Source organism: Modicisalibacter ilicicola DSM 19980, from assembly GCF_900128925.1.
Lineage (GTDB): Bacteria > Pseudomonadota > Gammaproteobacteria > Pseudomonadales > Halomonadaceae > Modicisalibacter > Modicisalibacter ilicicola.
Map to the genome: position 1 here is coordinate 59,161 of NZ_FQUJ01000015.1, position 14,990 is coordinate 74,150.

General features: G+C 59.9%; 19 protein-coding genes and 2 pseudogenes. 3 read left to right on the forward strand and 18 right to left on the reverse strand.

Annotated features, from left to right (window positions below; all coding sequences use genetic code 11):
- Positions 1 to 16 precede the first annotated feature (16 nt).
- The 8 genes from BUA41_RS15300 to BUA41_RS15335 form a co-directional block, all read right to left on the reverse strand.
- A complete protein-coding gene (locus tag BUA41_RS15300; RefSeq protein ID WP_072824429.1) occupies positions 17 to 475 on the reverse strand; it encodes a c-type cytochrome in 459 nt (152 codons plus the stop codon).
- On the reverse strand, positions 468 to 1,334 hold the full coding sequence (locus BUA41_RS15305) for a WD40/YVTN/BNR-like repeat-containing protein (protein ID WP_072824431.1): 867 nt from the start codon (positions 1,332 to 1,334) through the stop codon (positions 468 to 470). The genes BUA41_RS15300 and BUA41_RS15305 overlap by 8 nt, the downstream gene beginning before the upstream one ends.
- A 23-nt stretch (positions 1,335 to 1,357) precedes the next feature.
- Positions 1,358 to 2,101, reverse strand: a complete 744-nt coding sequence (locus BUA41_RS15310) for a cytochrome c biogenesis CcdA family protein (protein WP_175546990.1) — start codon at positions 2,099 to 2,101, stop codon at positions 1,358 to 1,360.
- 17 nt (positions 2,102 to 2,118) lie between these two features.
- Entirely contained in the window at positions 2,119 to 2,502 is a 384-nt protein-coding gene (locus BUA41_RS15315; protein ID WP_072824433.1) for a hypothetical protein, read from the reverse strand.
- Complete coding sequence (locus BUA41_RS15320; RefSeq protein ID WP_227370344.1) at positions 2,499 to 3,029, reverse strand: TlpA family protein disulfide reductase; 531 nt, start codon at positions 3,027 to 3,029, stop codon at positions 2,499 to 2,501. The genes BUA41_RS15315 and BUA41_RS15320 overlap by 4 nt, the downstream gene beginning before the upstream one ends.
- Before the next feature lie 48 nt (positions 3,030 to 3,077).
- Positions 3,078 to 3,569: a DUF411 domain-containing protein gene (locus BUA41_RS15325; protein ID WP_245791936.1), complete on the reverse strand. Its 492-nt coding sequence runs from the start codon at positions 3,567 to 3,569 to the stop codon at positions 3,078 to 3,080.
- Between the two features lie 13 nt (positions 3,570 to 3,582).
- Positions 3,583 to 4,278: an SCO family protein gene (locus tag BUA41_RS15330; RefSeq protein WP_072824435.1), complete on the reverse strand. Its 696-nt coding sequence runs from the start codon at positions 4,276 to 4,278 to the stop codon at positions 3,583 to 3,585.
- Positions 4,279 to 4,352: 74 nt separating this feature from the next.
- On the reverse strand, positions 4,353 to 4,607 hold the full coding sequence (locus tag BUA41_RS15335; RefSeq protein WP_072824437.1) for a hypothetical protein: 255 nt from the start codon (positions 4,605 to 4,607) through the stop codon (positions 4,353 to 4,355).
- 253 nt (positions 4,608 to 4,860) lie between these two features.
- Here BUA41_RS15335 and BUA41_RS15340 point away from each other — a divergent pair, with 253 nt between their 5' ends.
- Positions 4,861 to 5,298 (forward strand): MerR family transcriptional regulator, encoded by a 438-nt coding sequence (locus BUA41_RS15340; RefSeq protein WP_072824439.1) that lies wholly within the window; start codon positions 4,861 to 4,863, stop codon positions 5,296 to 5,298.
- Here the strand turns inward: BUA41_RS15340 and BUA41_RS15345 are convergent.
- The 10 genes and pseudogenes from BUA41_RS15345 to BUA41_RS15385 all read right to left on the reverse strand — a co-directional run.
- Positions 5,292 to 5,894, reverse strand: a pseudogene (locus BUA41_RS15345) (sulfite exporter TauE/SafE family protein); the annotation flags it as partial. The gene BUA41_RS15340 and the pseudogene BUA41_RS15345 overlap by 7 nt on opposite strands.
- Before the next feature lie 102 nt (positions 5,895 to 5,996).
- Positions 5,997 to 6,908 carry an MBL fold metallo-hydrolase gene (locus BUA41_RS15350; protein ID WP_072824441.1) on the reverse strand — a complete coding sequence of 304 codons (912 nt, stop codon included), beginning with the start codon at positions 6,906 to 6,908 and terminating at the stop codon, positions 5,997 to 5,999.
- A 175-nt stretch (positions 6,909 to 7,083) separates the two neighbouring features.
- On the reverse strand, positions 7,084 to 7,332 hold the full coding sequence (locus tag BUA41_RS19515; protein WP_245791937.1) for a protein-disulfide reductase DsbD N-terminal domain-containing protein: 249 nt from the start codon (positions 7,330 to 7,332) through the stop codon (positions 7,084 to 7,086).
- Between the two features lie 289 nt (positions 7,333 to 7,621).
- Entirely contained in the window at positions 7,622 to 8,434 is an 813-nt protein-coding gene (lgt, locus tag BUA41_RS15360; RefSeq protein WP_072824443.1) for a prolipoprotein diacylglyceryl transferase, read from the reverse strand.
- A gap of 71 nt (positions 8,435 to 8,505) precedes the next feature.
- Positions 8,506 to 9,030 carry a DsbE family thiol:disulfide interchange protein gene (locus tag BUA41_RS15365; RefSeq protein WP_072824445.1) on the reverse strand — a complete coding sequence of 175 codons (525 nt, stop codon included), beginning with the start codon at positions 9,028 to 9,030 and terminating at the stop codon, positions 8,506 to 8,508.
- Between the two features lie 33 nt (positions 9,031 to 9,063).
- Positions 9,064 to 9,741 (reverse strand): TVP38/TMEM64 family protein, encoded by a 678-nt coding sequence (locus BUA41_RS15370; RefSeq protein ID WP_072824447.1) that lies wholly within the window; start codon positions 9,739 to 9,741, stop codon positions 9,064 to 9,066.
- 70 nt (positions 9,742 to 9,811) lie between these two features.
- Complete coding sequence (locus tag BUA41_RS19610; protein ID WP_264477432.1) at positions 9,812 to 9,946, reverse strand: hypothetical protein; 135 nt, start codon at positions 9,944 to 9,946, stop codon at positions 9,812 to 9,814.
- A gap of 33 nt (positions 9,947 to 9,979) precedes the next feature.
- A complete protein-coding gene (locus BUA41_RS15375; RefSeq protein ID WP_072824449.1) occupies positions 9,980 to 12,469 on the reverse strand; it encodes a heavy metal translocating P-type ATPase in 2,490 nt (829 codons plus the stop codon).
- An 87-nt stretch (positions 12,470 to 12,556) separates the two neighbouring features.
- Entirely contained in the window at positions 12,557 to 12,964 is a 408-nt protein-coding gene (locus tag BUA41_RS15380; RefSeq protein ID WP_072824451.1) for a heavy metal-responsive transcriptional regulator, read from the reverse strand.
- An 84-nt stretch (positions 12,965 to 13,048) separates the two neighbouring features.
- Positions 13,049 to 13,681: a peroxiredoxin gene (locus tag BUA41_RS15385; RefSeq protein ID WP_072824453.1), complete on the reverse strand. Its 633-nt coding sequence runs from the start codon at positions 13,679 to 13,681 to the stop codon at positions 13,049 to 13,051.
- 261 nt (positions 13,682 to 13,942) lie between these two features.
- On the opposite strand from BUA41_RS15385, the gene BUA41_RS15390 reads away from it, so the two are divergent.
- Together BUA41_RS15390 and BUA41_RS19755 are read left to right on the forward strand one after the other, a co-directional pair.
- Positions 13,943 to 14,665, forward strand: a complete 723-nt coding sequence (locus tag BUA41_RS15390; protein WP_072824455.1) for a cytochrome c biogenesis CcdA family protein — start codon at positions 13,943 to 13,945, stop codon at positions 14,663 to 14,665.
- 142 nt (positions 14,666 to 14,807) lie between these two features.
- Positions 14,808 to 14,942: pseudogene (locus BUA41_RS19755) on the forward strand (MerR family DNA-binding transcriptional regulator); the annotation flags it as partial.
- Between the last annotated feature and the right edge of the window lie 48 nt (positions 14,943 to 14,990).

Consider the following 14,990-nt stretch of genomic DNA (forward strand, 5'->3'; position numbering starts at 1 on the left):
ATTCCTAGCCCCACAGCTACTCACTTTGCGTCGGAAACGGAGCTCCCTCGCTTTCTTCCGCCTGATGGCGTCGTTGCTCCGGTGTCCATAACGTCTTGAGGTAATTCACTACGGAGCGGATCTCGGCTGGGGCTAGGGCATCCTCGAAGGCCGGCATCGTCAGTCGTTCGGTCTTGTTCCAGGGGTCACGCCATCCCTCGGCGACGATCCGGTAGAGCATAGCATCGGAGTGCTTCCAGGTATGGCCCTCCGGCCCATGAGGAGGAGCCGGCAGTTCGCCCTGGGCATTCTGGCGCTCCCAGTTCGGCATGCCCTCTCCCTGGCGGCCGTGGCAACTGGCACAATACTGCTGGTAGATGCTTTCTCCCTCTTCCAGCCGAGAGGTATCGCTTGAAGAGGGGCTTCCCTCCGCCATGGCCTGCCCCGCAGCACTGAGCAGCAGCCAGGTTGTGGCGAGGAACCAGCGCCTAAGCATCGGGGGGTGTCCAGGTTTGGCCCCGATCATCGCTACGCAGGAGCTCCCCCTCGCGATTCAGGCCATAGAGCGTTCCTGCAGGAGAATGAGCGAGCGCGACGAGCGCCGGGCTGTCACCTGTCACTGACTGCCATTCCTGGCCACCATTGTCGCTGCGCCACAGGCCTTGCTCCGTGGCGACATAGACGCGCTCTGGAGCGTCGAGGTCGTAGGCCACATCGTAGACCCTGCCGGCATCGAGCTCGCCGGTCGGTCGCCAGCCGCAGAAGCAGTCCATCGACAGGCGTACCGCATCGTCGGACACCGCATAGAGCCAGCCGGTCTGCATGCTGCCTTCCATATCGGAGTGGACGAGCCGGCGAACGGGCTGGGCAGGACCGCTATCCATCTTCTTCCAGGTCGTGCCGGCATCCTCGCTTTGATAGAGGCCATCGTCGGCGATCACCGCATAGAGGGTCTCGGCCTGCTGACGGTGGGTGGCCAAGGCGATAACGTTCTCACTGGGCAAGTCCTCGTCGAGCTCCTGCCAAGTCTTCCCATGATCGGTGCTGCGCTGCACCCCGATTGACGGGCCGGCGATATAGAGCGTCTGTTCGGCGGTTGCCGGTACCGATGCCGTGACCCACTGGCCTTCTTTCACGGCTTCCGGCAAGGGGAGTTCTTGCCAGGTCTCGCCGCGGTCCGTGCTCTTGAAGAGCTGGTTGGCCTGCGCCTTGATCAGTCGTTCGCCCGTACGGTCATAACTCAGCGACGGCAATGCCTCTTCGGCAGCCCCGGCCACACCGGCGATGCCCAGGCTGGCCACGACCCAGCTCGTCAATAACAGGGTACGCCAGAAGCGACTTGCGGGATTATTCATATCAGTGATTCCTCGAATAACGGCTAGCCAATGCTGCCTAGCGCAGGGAAGGTGCGTAATAACCAATAGGACAGCTCGGTCAGTTGCCCGGTGATCATCAAGATGCCCATCAGGATCATGAGCAGGCCGGCAGCCATATGCATGACCCGGCCCCAGCGGCGCAGGAATTGCTGGTGGTGCAAGAAACGGTCGAGCGAAACGGCAGTCAGCAGAAATGGCACGCCAAGGCCTAGCGAGTAAATTCCCAGTAACGCCAGTCCGCTTGAAATATTGGCCGTCGAAGCGCTAACGGTAAGGATGGCACCCAAGATCGGACCAATACAGGGCGTCCAGCCGAAGGCGAACGCCACGCCGAGTAAATAAGCCGCACCGCGCCCGCCGCCATTTTCCGTGAGCTTGTCGATAAACCGCCATTCTCGCTGTAACCAGTGCAGCGGGATGAGCCCGGTCATGAAGGCACCGAACAGGATGACGATGAGACCGCCGACCAGGTTCGCCTCCTGGCGATAGACCAGCAGTAGGCGACCGATGGCCGTGGCACTGGCCCCCAGCATCAAAAATACCGTGGAGAAGCCCAGCACGAACCATAGCGACTGGGTCAACACCCGGAGCCGCTCGCGCCGGTCCGCTTCCCGTATCTGCCCAAGCGATCGCCCGGCCACGAATGAGAGATAGCCAGGCACGAGCGGCAAGACGCAGGGTGAAATGAACGAAATCAAGCCCGCCAGAAAGGCCGTCGCCAGGCCGATATTGGCAATCTCCAGCATCCCTCCTTATCCCGTGGCTAGGCTTGGAACTTGGAGTTGGACTGCTCGGACGACACCTCGTGAACCGCTGCTTGGCGATGGGCGGATGCCGTCTCCGTGGATACCTCAGTAGCGGGTTCCACTCCGGCTTGCACGTCAGTGGCTTCGCCCTGGTCGGTAGCCTTACCTTTCTTGTCCTTGCATTTCATCATGCACAGCCCCAAGCCGCACATGACGAGGCAAGGCAAGAGGCTCACCAGGATAGGGGCGATCCCCAGCAGGACCAGTTGATCCCAGCCCATGGCCAGGCCACCAGCCACGACCACGGCACCCAACAGCATCCAGCGGCGGGGACCCGTCAGCAGGCCTGTCAGTCCGGCTTTCTGCTGCCCCTGTGGGGTCTTGTCGTCACAGCAACTCATGGCGCTTCCTCTTTGGTGGCGTCTATCGTTTCGGTCAGAAACTCGATCATCTCAGGGGTATCCCATTCGGCTTCCCCGACCAGGCGTCCAAGCTCCCTACCCAGGCGGTCGAGCAGCAGCGTCGTGGGAATCCCCACGGCACCAAGATCCGCGCTGGCCATGCCGGTTCGATCGACATAGGGGGAAAGATGCTCGATCCCCACCTCCTGATAGAACTCATTGACGACCTCGAGACCTTTGCGATCGATCGAGAGCGCAACGACCTCGAAATCCAGTCCCCCCAATTCGGCCTGGAGGGCATCCAGGGTGGGCATCTCCTCACGGCAAGGGCCACACCAGGTCGCCCAGATGTTGAGCAAAACCTGCTTACCTTCGAAGTCAGCCAGGGTCAGTGGGGAACCTGTGTCATCCTCGAAGCGGATGTTAGTTACGTCGCGCGGGCTTTCCCAGAGAAGAAAGCCCTGTGGCCCCAGGCGTTCAGGAGGCGTGGCGGCGGCTATCTTGGCCATGGCCATCAGCAGTGCCACCACTAGCCACCTGGTTGCGATCCGTTTCCCAATCACCAGCGCTTACCTTCAGTGGGTGGCGTAGATGTCCGGAGTTTCGGTCGGCTGAAAGGCCAAGGTGTAGACCTCGAGCGGGCCTTGTTTCTCGCCCGACATTCCCGGCGAGCCGAGGGGCATGCCGGGCACGCTCAAGCCTTTGATAAAGGGCGTCTCTTCGAGCACCTGGCTAACGCTTGCCACGGGAACGTGGCCTTCGAAGACATAGTCGCCAATCAGCGTGGTGTGGCAGCCATGCAGTTTCTCGGGCACATTGTGCTCGGTTTTCAGCTGTGCAAGATCATGGGTATCGATCGTTTCCACCTCGAACCCGTTCTGTTCGAGATACTTGGCATATTCGGCACAGCAGCCACAGTTGGGGTTCTTGTAGAGAGTGGCCGATGTCTCGGCTGCCAGTCCCGAGAGGGGAAAGGTCAAAAGAGAAGCGATGGCCAGTGTTTTCCCATACTTCATATGCGGAGTCTCCGAGGAGGTCGTGAAATGAGCGATGATGCCGTTGAGCATTGTCTCGCGGAATTTAGTTAACGATATCGGTAACGTAATGACGGATACGGTCCCAGGTGCCAGTGGATAATGTCTCTGGTCCTTCTGCCAGTACCCGTACATACGAAACCAGGTGCTCCGGATCGAATTCGAGGCCATGAAAGCGAGCCCGCATACGCCCCGACGGATCGATAACATGGGTCACGACGCCATGGGCCTGGACGCCCTCCGCCACGTCGTCGAACCGGAGGCCATAGGCTTCTGCGATCTGGCGTGTGGTGTCGGCCGGATCGCCTTCGTCACGATATAGAAAGCGCCAGTTGGCGGAGTCCAGGTCGAAGTTCTTGCCATAGGCTCGCATGTTTTCCCGGGTGCCGACGATATCTTCGCTGTCGGTGGCGATGGTAATGAACTCGACCGCCTCACTCAGGCCGGCGTCGCTGACTCGTTCCTGCACCTCGGCAATCAGGTTCATATGCACAGGGCAGGCTTCCTGGCAGCGGGTGTAGATGAAATTGAGCACCACGACGCTTTCTTTCAGGTCAGAGGACGACACGGTATTACCGTCAGCATCGGTCAAGGAAAATGCCGGCGCTGGCTGGTCGACAAACTGGGCGTAGCGCTCCCGCTCCTGCAACGTCTCCTCGGCCTCTTCGAGGGAATGAGCGAAGGATGGAGAATTTGTCACCAGCAAAAGAATGGCTAACGGAGCATAGATGCTTTTACTCAAAGGCCGTCCTCCGCTCGCATCATCAAAACCGTAACTCAGCTGCTCCTATGTGGAGCAGCCGGGCCCATATACTGTCAGGCGTTACTGTCACTCTCATGACCCTGCTGCATCTTGTCCATCATGGCATTGCATTTTTCCATCATGGCATTCATTTCACTCATCATCCCCATCATGCCGTGCATGCCACCTTCCTGCATCATGTTGCCCTGCATGCCCTGACCTTCCATTGGCTCCTGCTGACTCTCTTCCTGTGCAAGGAGCGAGCCCGCCCCGAGGCTACCGGTAACGATGATGGCGGCAGTCAGGATCGCAGTATGACGTTTCCGCATGACACTCTCCTCTATCTTCCTGGGAATCACCTATCCATCCGCGAGGGTGGGAAGGTTTGACCTTGGTTTCAACATTCGCAGCGTGGCTACTTGCTGGAAAGGTATCCTTAAAGCCCACTTCAAGGTCAAGCCCTATTTTTAGGCCTCCGCGCCGGCATGGGTTGCTCGTCGGCGAAGGCCTGGCAGCGGCCTTGACCCTTGGGCAGCCCCGCGGTTGTAGACTGCTCTCAGACACGTAGTAGAGGGTAGATCAATGCGCGTCAGCGAACTGGCCCGCGCTGGTGGCGTCACCGCCGAAACGGTGCGCCACTACACGCGAGAAGGCTTGTTACCGTCGCGGCGGGATCCACGCAACGACTATCAGCTCTATGACGAAGAGGCGCTGGGGCGGCTTCGTCTTATCGACTGCCTGCGTTGTCTGGGTCTCAGCCTCAAGGAAATCAAAGAGGTACTGGTACGCGCGGAACGAGATAACACTTTGCCTGTCGACAGGGTTGACCGGCTGGCCGAGAGCTTACCTCTTATCCACTCGCGCGTTCGAGAGCTGCAGACCCTGGCAAGTTGGCTGGAACGAGCCAGGCGACGTTCGCACGCCGAGTTTCGTGACACTACCAAAGCGCCCAGCCTCAACCAACTGATGGCAGAGCTGACGCGGCAACAGGATGGGACGACTCAGCGTGGTCATCAGTGAGGCGACGGCGTCATGCCGCCGGCCATATCGTCCATACCGGTCATGGATGACAGATGCCAGAGCTGCCAGACGGCAAACGCCATGATCAGCAACGCCGCCATCGTGCGGGTCGCCGGATGACGAATCCAGAGCGAGACGCGACGCGCGGCCACACCGGTCGCCAGGACGACGGGCAGGGTGCCGAGCCCGAAGGCCCCCATCATCGCCGCGGCACGCAGCGGCTCGGCCACGGCCAGACTCCAGGCCAGCATCGAATAGATCAGCCCACAGGGCATCCAGCCCCAGATCGACCCCAGCGCGAAGGCCTGTGGCACCTTCACCACGGGCAACAAGCGTCGACCGAGCGGCTCGATACGGCGCCAGAGCGAGCGCCCCAGGGCCTCGACATGCAGCAAGCCTCTCCACCAGTTGGCGATGTACAGGGCCATCAGAATCAGCATGACCGCCGCCAGGATACGTAGTGCCAGGGCGATGCCGTCCAGGGCATGGTTGAGCACGGAACCGAGCAGCGCCACCAGGGCACCGGCAGTCATATAGCTGGTGATGCGGCCCAAGTTGTAGCCGAGCAACAGGCCCGCCAGGCGCCCAGGCCGCCGTCAGCGGCGGCAGGCTCAGGCCGGTGGGATCCATTCAAGGTACTCCGGTTTGTCTTTATGCCGCATCAGGCGGAAGGCCGCCGCGCAAAATTGGCTAAAGTATCAGTTGCGTGCTTTGCCCCAGGTAGCTTCGGGCAGGGCATCAAGAGGAATTTTGAGATAGCGCTGGCCGTTCTCTTCCGGTTCAGGAAGAGCGCCACCGCGGATATTGACCTGTAGTGAAGGCAGGATCAGCTTCGGCATGGGCAGCCCGGCATCCCGCTCGTTACGCATGGCCACGTAACCCTCAGCAGTCAATCCGTGACAAAGATGGATATTGCTTTCTCGCTGGCTGCGTACCGTGCTTTCCCACCCCGGTTCACGATCGCCGGGCATGTAGTCATGCCCCGTAAAGAGCCGGGTATCATCCGGCAATGCCAGTATGGCCTGGATGGAGTTCCAGAGCTTGTGAGCGTTACCCCCGGGGAAATCGGCACGCGCCGTTCCGCCATCGGGCTGGAACAGCGTATCGTGAATAAAAGCGGCATCGCCGATAACATAGGTGATCGAGGCCAATGTATGCCCCGGAGAGTGCATCACATGACTTTCGACCTCACCGATCTTGAATGTGTCGCCTTCGTTGAAGAGGTGATCCCACTGATGGCCATCGGCCGGAAAGTCGGGCCAATTGTAGATATCCTTCCACAAAGCCTGGACCTTCGTGACATAACTTCCGATCGCCATAGGCGCCCCAGTTTTCTCTTTTAGGTATTGCGCTGCCGAGAAGTGGTCGGCATGAGGATGGGTATCGAGGATCCATTCTACCTCGAGTCTCTGGGCTGCCACGTAATCAAGTAATTCATCGGCATGATGTGTCGCTGTGGCTCCGGATTTTTCATCAAAGTCCAGCACCGGATCGATGATCGCGCAGCGCCGGGTTGATGGGTCGCTTACCACGTACTGCACACTGGAGGTTCTTGGATCGTAGAAGCCGGCCACGTCTGGCCTGCCTGGTGAGTGTCGAAAGGTACGCATGCTTTCTCTCCTCTTCCTTTGATTCCGTTCCAAGGTAGCTTAAAAAGAAATATGAAAAGGGGCTCTTGCAGATGTTATCAATGCCACTTTCCACCCCGCGCCGTATCTCCCGAAGCTGCGACGGGGATTATGCAGTGTTTCCCCAAGACGGCAGGCTCAGGTCGGTGGGATCCATTCAAGGTGCTCCGTTGGGATTATCCGCCGTATCACGAGGGGAGGGGGTGGCAAAGGCCGCGGGAGGCGACCCGTGAAGCGCTTCGAGCTCGACCTGTTCGGGCGGGTAACACAGTCCCCGGTCGGAACAGCCCTGAAAGGTCACCGTGATGGTCAGCGGCTCGCGAGTGGCTCCGCTCGCCTCGATGGGCGCACTGAATACCACCCGGTCATGGAACACGCGGATCTCCCCCAGCGAGGCATGCACCATGCGTTCCCCGGGTGGCAATGCCAGCTCACCGACACTGACGCCCGGGAGCGGCTGTCCAGGGCGAATTGGTGGCGATGAAGGTAATAGTCCTCGGCATTGAGGAAGCCGACGTAGAGCCGCTCATCGTCTCGCCAGGCGCTGGCCTGGAAGGCTTCTTTAGCCGGCAGGAATTGCCCCTGAACCAAATCACTGAAGGGATTGCTCTTGTCACCGCCCAAGGGAATCCCCTCACGGGCCGCTACCGGTGTGGCGACGAGCAGCGCAACCAGCAGAGAAGCGAGGGCCGTGTTCATGAGGCCACCGCCGCCTTGGCGTCATCCACCGGCTGACGCCTCGCCCAGATGACCAGCGCCAGGCCCGCGATGAGCATCGGCAGGGTCAACAGTTGTCCCATGGTCAGCCAGCCGAAGGCGATGAACCCCAGTTGAGGATCGGGCAGTCGCACGAACTCCACGGCGAAGCGGAAGGCGCCATAGAGCAGCAGGAACAGCCCGGAGATCGTGCCCCGCCGGCGTGGCTGGCTCGACAGCCACCACAGCACCCCGAACAGTACGACCCCCTCCAGGGCAAATTCGTAGAGTGCCGAGGGATGGCGTGGTTCCGGGCCCAGCCCCATCATGGGCGGAAACACCATGGCCCAAGGCACCTCGCTGACGCGCCCCGGCAGTTCGTGATTGATGAAGTTGCCGAGTCGCCCGGCCCCCAGGCCGATAGGCACCAGGGGGGCGATGAAATCGGTCAGCTGAAAGAAGGCGAGGCGCTTCTTGCGGGCAAACAACAGGGCGGCGATTAGCACGCCGGCCAGGCCGCCATGGAAGCTCATGCCGCCGTCCCAGATTCTGAAGAGCCACAGGGGGTTGGCCAGCAGTTGCTCGAACCCATAGAACAGCGCATAGCCCAGGCGACCCCCGAGGATGATCCCCAGGGCGCCGTAGAAGATCAGGTCGCCGATATCGTCATGACTCAGGCCCAGGCGGTGGGCACGACGGCGCCCCAGCCACCAAGCGGCGGCCAGGCCGACCACATACATCAGGCCATACCAGTGAATCTGTACCGGCCCCAGGGAGATGGCCACAGGATCGATCTGAGGGTATTGCAGCATGTGTTTTCCTTATATGACCGTTACCGGTCGCGCTATCAACAAAAGCAATTTCCAGCACGCTCGACGACTCATTACTGCCATTTTTCCACCTCCTTCATGACCTGCTCGACATCCCCGGGAGTGATATAGCCCGTGTGCTTATAGCGGATAATGCTCTTGGTATCGACGAGGAAGGTCTCCGGCACGCCGTAGACGCCGAGTTCGAAACCCAGGTCGCCATCCGGATCGAAGATATTGACTTCGAAAGGGTCGCCGAACTCGTCAAGAAACTCCTGCCCCTTGGCACGGGTGTCCTTGTAGTTGATGCCAACCAAGCGCACGCCACGTTCGGCCAGTGTCAGCAACTGAGGCATTTCCTCCTTGCAGGTCGGGCACCACTCGGCCCAGACATTAACCAGGGTTATTTCACCTTCCAGTAGGGACTCATCGACGTGGCGTGAGGGATCTTTCAGCGTTGAGAGGCTAAAGGCCGGAAACTTCTGAGCCAGCAGTGCCGAATCGCGTGCGCTGGGATCCATTCCCAAGCCGCGGTAGAGAAAGAACCCCATGCCCAGGAAAACCAACAGGGGTAACAGCAGTAATAGTCGCCGTTTCACGTGTGCGCCTCACAGGCTGTCAGCTGTTAGGGTTCATGTATTCCGAGCCCAGACGAGTTTCGCCAGGATCGGCAGAAGCGTGATACCACTGATCAGTATCAGTACGACCATGAGGCCGCGGGAGTCGGCAGTGATCAGGGCCTCGCCGAACATGACGACCAGGTACGCCGTGGGAATCACGCCGGCCAGCGTGGCGATCAGGAAACGCCAGAAGGCCAGCGGTGTAAGGCCCGCCGCGTAACTGACGGCATCGAACGAAATAAATGGCACCAATCGCGATGCGAAGACAACGAGCATTAATCCCATCTGGGAGCGATCCCTTCCCAGCCAGTTCAGCATTGGGCGGATACGCGACCAACGATGGATCGCCTCGTAGCCAAGCAGCCGTGCAATGCAAAAGGCGAGTAGCGCGCCGGCCTCCGCACCGAGGACCACATACGCCGTTCCCCAAACAGGACCGTAGGACGCACCGGCTACCATCGCAATCGGCCCACTGGGTATCGGGCTCATGACAATGGCCGCAATCATCATGGCGATAATGGCCAGCGGCCCCCAGAATCCCAACTGGCCAACCCACTCACGCAACGCCTGCTTATTGGTAAGCGTCGATAAGACACCGGTCTCCATCAGCACCCAATAAAGGGCCACCAAGCCAACCAGGACGGCGACTCCCCATACGAGCCTTGGCTTTATGCCGAGCCTACTTGCCATATCTTTCTCACGTCGTGCATCGAAGTCTCTAGCCAAGCCAATGGGCAACTCCACTCGTTAACGTTCTTCTCTACTTCTCGCGCTTTTTGTTGAAAAACAGGTATTTGACGAGTGCTGCCACGCCGAGCACCAACGCGATGATCAGCAGGATGCCGATCAGGCCCATCCCCGCCATGCCCCACATGCAGCTTTCGCTTCCCATCATGTCGAATTCCCCTTCGATAACCGGGTGAGTGGCTCAGGCGGGATGGGCCCGTTCTGGCCGGGTAGCCCCGTCAGTGCTTGGCATCGCGTCGTCGATATCCGGCTTAAAGCGGCGAAGCCGCAATGAGTTGGTCAGAACGAATACGCTGGAAAGGCTCATGGCGCCCGCCGCTAGCATGGGATTGAGCAAGAAGCCGGTAAACGGGAATAACACGCCCGCCGCCACCGGAATCAATGCCAAGTTATAGCCATAAGCCCAGATGAAGTTGCCGAGAATGGTCTTACGGGTGCGCCTGGAGAGTGCCGTGGCATTGACGATGCCTCTCAGATCGCCGCGCATCAGCACCACATCACCGGCCTCGATCGCGATATCCGTTCCGGTGCCGATGGCGATACCGACATCGGCCTGGGCCAGCGCCGGTGCATCGTTGATCCCATCACCCACGAATGCAACATCTTGGCCCTCGGCTTGGAGCCGCTTGATCTCGGCCGCTTTCTGGTCCGGCAGCACTTCGGCAAGCACGCGCCGTATGCCGACTTGCTTGGCGATGGCATCGGCGGTGGCGCGATTGTCGCCGGTGAGCATCGCTATCTCCAGCCCCAGCGCCTTGAGTGATGCTATAGCCTCGGCCGAGCCCTCCTTGAGCGGGTCCGCCACTGCGATGATCGCTGCCAGCCGACCGTCCACCGCCGCATAGAGCGGACTCTTGGCGTCCTCGGCGAACGCCTTGGCGCGGGCTTCCGCCTGACCGAGTTCGAGCCCCAGCCGGTGCATGTAGCGATCGGCCCCCACGTGAAGCCGGTGGCCGGCGACGTCGGCCTCGATGCCATAGCCCGGCTCGGCGCTGAAATGGCTAACGCTCGGGAGCTCGAGCCCACGCTCCTTAGCGTTGCGCACAATGGCTTCGGCGATGGGGTGTTCGCTCTGCGCTTCCACCGCCGCTACCCATTGGAGCACCTCGTTCTCGTGGCCATCGGTCACGATGAAATCGGTCAGTTCGGGGCGGCCTCGGGTCAGCGTGCCGGTCTTGTCCAGCACGACCGTATCAATCTTGGCGAGCGTCTCGAGGGCTGCGCCCTTGCGAAACAGCACCCCCATCTCGGCACCCTTGCCGGTCCCCACCATGATCGCGGTCGGCGTGGCCAGCCCCATCGCACAAGGGCAGGCAATCAGCAGTACGCTAACCGTCGTGACAAAGGCGAAGGACAGCGCCGGGGCCGGTCCGAAGCCGAGCCATACGCTGAAGGTGATCAGTGCGATAACGATGACCACGGGCACGAACACCCCGGCGATCTTGTCGGCTAGCTGCTGGATCGGGGGCTTCTCGGCCTGGGCCGATTCCACCATCCTGACGATTTGCGATAGCAGCGTATCGGCACCGACCCGCGTAGCACGGAAGGTAAGCGAGCCATTCTTATTGACCGTGCCACCGACGACTTCGGCATCCTGCTGCTTGGCAACCGGCACCGGTTCACCGCTGATCATTGACTCGTCGACGAAGGAATGGCCTTCTTCAACGACGCCATCCACCGGGATGCGCTCCCCCGGGCGGGCCAGTATGCGATCGCCGGGCACGACGGCCTCGATCGACACCTCGACCGCTTCACCGTCGCGAATGACTCGGGCGGTTTTCGCCTGCAGCTGCAGGAGCTTCTTGATCGCCTCGGAAGTACGGCCCTTGGCGACGTGCTCGAAATACCGCCCTAGCAGGATGAGCGTGACGATGACCGCCGCCGCCTCGAAATAGCTTTCGGCTGTCCCCGCGGGAAAGAATCCAGGCACCAGCAGTGCCGCGACCGAATAAAAATAGGCCGCGCTCGAGCCGATCATGACCAGACTGTTCATGCCCGGGTTCGCGTGCCGAAGCTCGGCATAGCCGGAGCGATAGAAGCGTGCCCCGGCATAGAACAGCACGGGCGTAGTCAATAACCACTCGACACCCATCCAGCCTCGGTGCGGCATGATGCTGGTGAAGAAGGCTTCCAGAGCGGGAATCATCTTGCCCATGGCGATCAACACCACGGGAATCGTGAACGCCGCAGCGAGTAGGACCTTATTGCGCAACTGGAGTCCTTCTCGGTCCTCGTTCTGCGTTTGTGCGCTGGCATCGGGTTCCTGCGGCTCATAGCCCGCATCCTTGATGGCATGATGGAGTCGCGGTAACGACACCGCGCCAGGCAGAAACCGCACGAACGTCTTCTGGGTGGTCAGGTTGACACTGGCCTGGAGAATGCCCGGCAATTTCTTGAGCGAGCGCTCCACTCGCGATACGCAGGAGCCACAGGTCATGCCGATGACCGGAATCTCAGCGTCTTCGACGACGGGTTGATAGCCCGTCTCTTCGATGGCCTCGACCACCTGGCTGAGGGTGGCGCTCTCCTCGAGGGCAACCGTCGCCTTCTCGGTGGCGAGATTCACCTGAGAGTCGATGACACCCGGTTGCTTATCGAGTGCGCGTTCCACGCGCCCCACGCAGGATGCACAGGACATGCCCCGAATCTCGATAGTGACGTTTTCCGTCATCGCTGCGTCCTCCTCGTTAGGTTCTCGCCGACCCGGGATGCGCGTAGGGGTTGTCTGGCGTCACACTGTCGGTGCTCATGTGTTTGTTCACTCGTCTTGTTCGGCGATAGCATCGACAATCGGGCACCCTTCCTGCATCGGTCCTTCGCCCGTGCACTCGTCGAGAGTTTTCGACAGCACGGCCTCGACCCGCGAAAGATGCCGAATTTGCTCACGAATCTTGTGCAGCTTCTCTGCGGCGATACGCTTGGCCTGGGCGCGATCACCGTTGGCATCCTGGAGGATCAGCAATTCGCGGATCTCGTCGAGGCTGAAGCCCCACTGCTTGGCATGCACGATGAATTCGAGCCTGGCCACGGCATCCAAGGGATAGCGCCGATAGTTGGCGTCCGTTCGCTGAGGGGCAGGCATGAGCTTCTCTTTCTCGTAATAGCGGATCGCCTGGCTGGCGACCCCGCTACGTTCGGCAAGCTCGCCGATACTGAATGTCTGCATAAGTTCACCTCAACGAGGTTGTCAATCGTCGGTCATTGGCAGCCCGGTTCAACCGGGCTGCCAGATTCGCGGACAGTGGTGCCATTAGCGTGGTTGGCGGACGACACGCAGGTAAGGTGTTTTCTCGTCCCAGCCCTCGGGAAAGCGCTCCTTGGCTTCGTCATTCGACAGCGACGGGACGATGATGACATCCTCGCCGTTCTGCCAGTCCACGGGGGTCGCCACCTTGTGCTTGTCGGTCAGCTGAAGCGAGTCGATGACGCGCAGGATCTCATCGACGTTTCGACCCGTGCTGGGCGGATAGGTCAGAGTGAGACGCACCTTCTTGTCGGCATCGATGATGAAAACGGTACGCACCGTGACCTTGGGATCGGCTTTCGGATGGATCATCCCGTAGAGGTCCGCAACCACCCGATCCTCATCCGCCAGCAGCGGGTAGTTCAGCGCCGCGCCCTGGGTCTTCTCGATATCCCCGGCCCAACCGCTATGGGAGTCGAGCGGATCGACCGACACCCCAACCAGTTTAACGCCACGCTGCTCGAACTCGCCCTTGCGCTTGGCGAACGCACCCAGTTCCGTGGTGCAGACAGGCGTATAGTCGGCAGGATGCGAGAATAGTACGGCCCAGCTATCGCCAAGCCATTGATGGAAGCTGAGCGTGCCTTCCGTGGATTCGACCGTGAAGTCGGGGGCTATCTCTCCAAGCTGTAGTGCCATCATTCTCTCCTTGTATCGGGGTATATGGGATGATGCACTATGCACGATAACTTTAAAGTCAACTTTAAGGTCAAGGGCTTTCGAAGGGAGAAGTGGTATCCCGTTAGATTATATGGATAGTCATTTATTCATGGTTGACCTGGAGGCGGACACACCCTTTAGAATCTAGAATCATTTGCCGAACTGAATACCGTAGCAGGCAGTCGGTCACAGACCGGTTCACGTCTCGCATGTTGATACCGCCCCAGGAAGCGTAATGCCTTGGAATCTCTCTCTTCTATCGGTTTATTCGGTGCTTTCGCCGGCGGGTTGGTCTCCTTCTTCTCGCCCTGCACGCTGCCGCTGTTACCGGCCTACCTGTCGGTGGTCACGGGCGGGAGCGCCGGCAAGGCCGATAGACGTCTGGAGGCCATGATCCTCAGCGTCTTCTTCGTCTTCGGCTTCAGCATTGTGTTTATCTTGCTGGGGCTTGGCGCCAGTGGTATCGGTCAACTGATGCGGGGGTATCGTCAGGAATTCAACTGGGTCGCCGGGTCGGTGGTGATCGTGCTGGGCCTGTTCATGACCGGTGTGTTCCGGTTTTCGCTGTTCCAGCGTACCCTTCAGTTCACTCCAAGCGTTCAGGGCGGCTCCCCACTGTCGGCAACGGTGTTCGGGGTCTCCTTCGCTATCGGCTGGACACCCTGTATTGGCCCTATCCTGGGTGCCATCCTGATGGCCACCTCCAGTACTGCCAGTGCCCAGGCCGGCATGATCTACTTGAGTACATATTCCCTGGGCTTGGCGCTACCGTTTCTTGCCAGCACCCTGCTGATCAATCGATTTGCCCTGCATCGGCAACGCCTGGGACGGTGGAGCGCCTATGCTCGACCGGTCGCCGGGACGATCGTCATCCTCATGGGTATTGCCATCGTCTCGGGCACCATGACACGGCTTTCCAGCATCATGGTCGACCTGTTCCCCTCCCTGGCGACACTGGGATAGCCAACACAGACGCCTGCATTGCCCGCTCTTGACCTTCCCATTGCTATAAGGTTTATCGTTTTCATGTCATGTATTGAACAGAAGTCGATGAGAACGTTATCCATGAACATCGGTGATGTGAGCAGGTTGGACCGGTGTCCCAGCCAAGCTGATCCGCTACTACGAGAAAATTGGTCTGTTTCCTGCGCTATGGCGTAGGGAGAACGACTATCGTCAATATCGCAGGACATCCATTTTCTGCGATTCATACGCCGAGCCCGGGACCTCGAATTCTTGATGAAACGGACGCGCCAATTGTTCACGCCTTGGTAGGATAGTGAGCGTT

Excerpts from the sequence above, each read along its gene's own strand:
- BUA41_RS15385 (WP_072824453.1), bottom strand. The coding sequence starts at position 13,681 with ATGGCACTACAGCTTGGAGAGATAGCCCCCGACTTCACGGTCGAATCC.
- BUA41_RS15380 (WP_072824451.1), bottom strand. The coding sequence starts at position 12,964 with ATGCAGACATTCAGTATCGGCGAGCTTGCCGAACGTAGCGGGGTCGCC.
- BUA41_RS15300 (WP_072824429.1), bottom strand. The coding sequence starts at position 475 with ATGCTTAGGCGCTGGTTCCTCGCCACAACCTGGCTGCTGCTCAGTGCT.
- BUA41_RS15325 (WP_245791936.1), bottom strand. The coding sequence starts at position 3,569 with ATGCTCAACGGCATCATCGCTCATTTCACGACCTCCTCGGAGACTCCG.
- BUA41_RS15350 (WP_072824441.1), bottom strand. The coding sequence starts at position 6,908 with ATGCGTACCTTTCGACACTCACCAGGCAGGCCAGACGTGGCCGGCTTC.
- BUA41_RS15305 (WP_072824431.1), bottom strand. The coding sequence starts at position 1,334 with ATGAATAATCCCGCAAGTCGCTTCTGGCGTACCCTGTTATTGACGAGC.
- BUA41_RS15340 (WP_072824439.1), top strand. The coding sequence starts at position 4,861 with ATGCGCGTCAGCGAACTGGCCCGCGCTGGTGGCGTCACCGCCGAAACG.
- BUA41_RS15315 (WP_072824433.1), bottom strand. The coding sequence starts at position 2,502 with ATGAGTTGCTGTGACGACAAGACCCCACAGGGGCAGCAGAAAGCCGGA.
- BUA41_RS15335 (WP_072824437.1), bottom strand. The coding sequence starts at position 4,607 with ATGCGGAAACGTCATACTGCGATCCTGACTGCCGCCATCATCGTTACC.
- BUA41_RS15370 (WP_072824447.1), bottom strand. The coding sequence starts at position 9,741 with ATGGCAAGTAGGCTCGGCATAAAGCCAAGGCTCGTATGGGGAGTCGCC.
- BUA41_RS19610 (WP_264477432.1), bottom strand. The coding sequence starts at position 9,946 with ATGATGGGAAGCGAAAGCTGCATGTGGGGCATGGCGGGGATGGGCCTG.
- BUA41_RS15375 (WP_072824449.1), bottom strand. The coding sequence starts at position 12,469 with ATGACGGAAAACGTCACTATCGAGATTCGGGGCATGTCCTGTGCATCC.
- lgt (WP_072824443.1), bottom strand. The coding sequence starts at position 8,434 with ATGCTGCAATACCCTCAGATCGATCCTGTGGCCATCTCCCTGGGGCCG.
- BUA41_RS19515 (WP_245791937.1), bottom strand. The coding sequence starts at position 7,332 with ATGGTGCATGCCTCGCTGGGGGAGATCCGCGTGTTCCATGACCGGGTG.
- BUA41_RS15310 (WP_175546990.1), bottom strand. The coding sequence starts at position 2,101 with ATGCTGGAGATTGCCAATATCGGCCTGGCGACGGCCTTTCTGGCGGGC.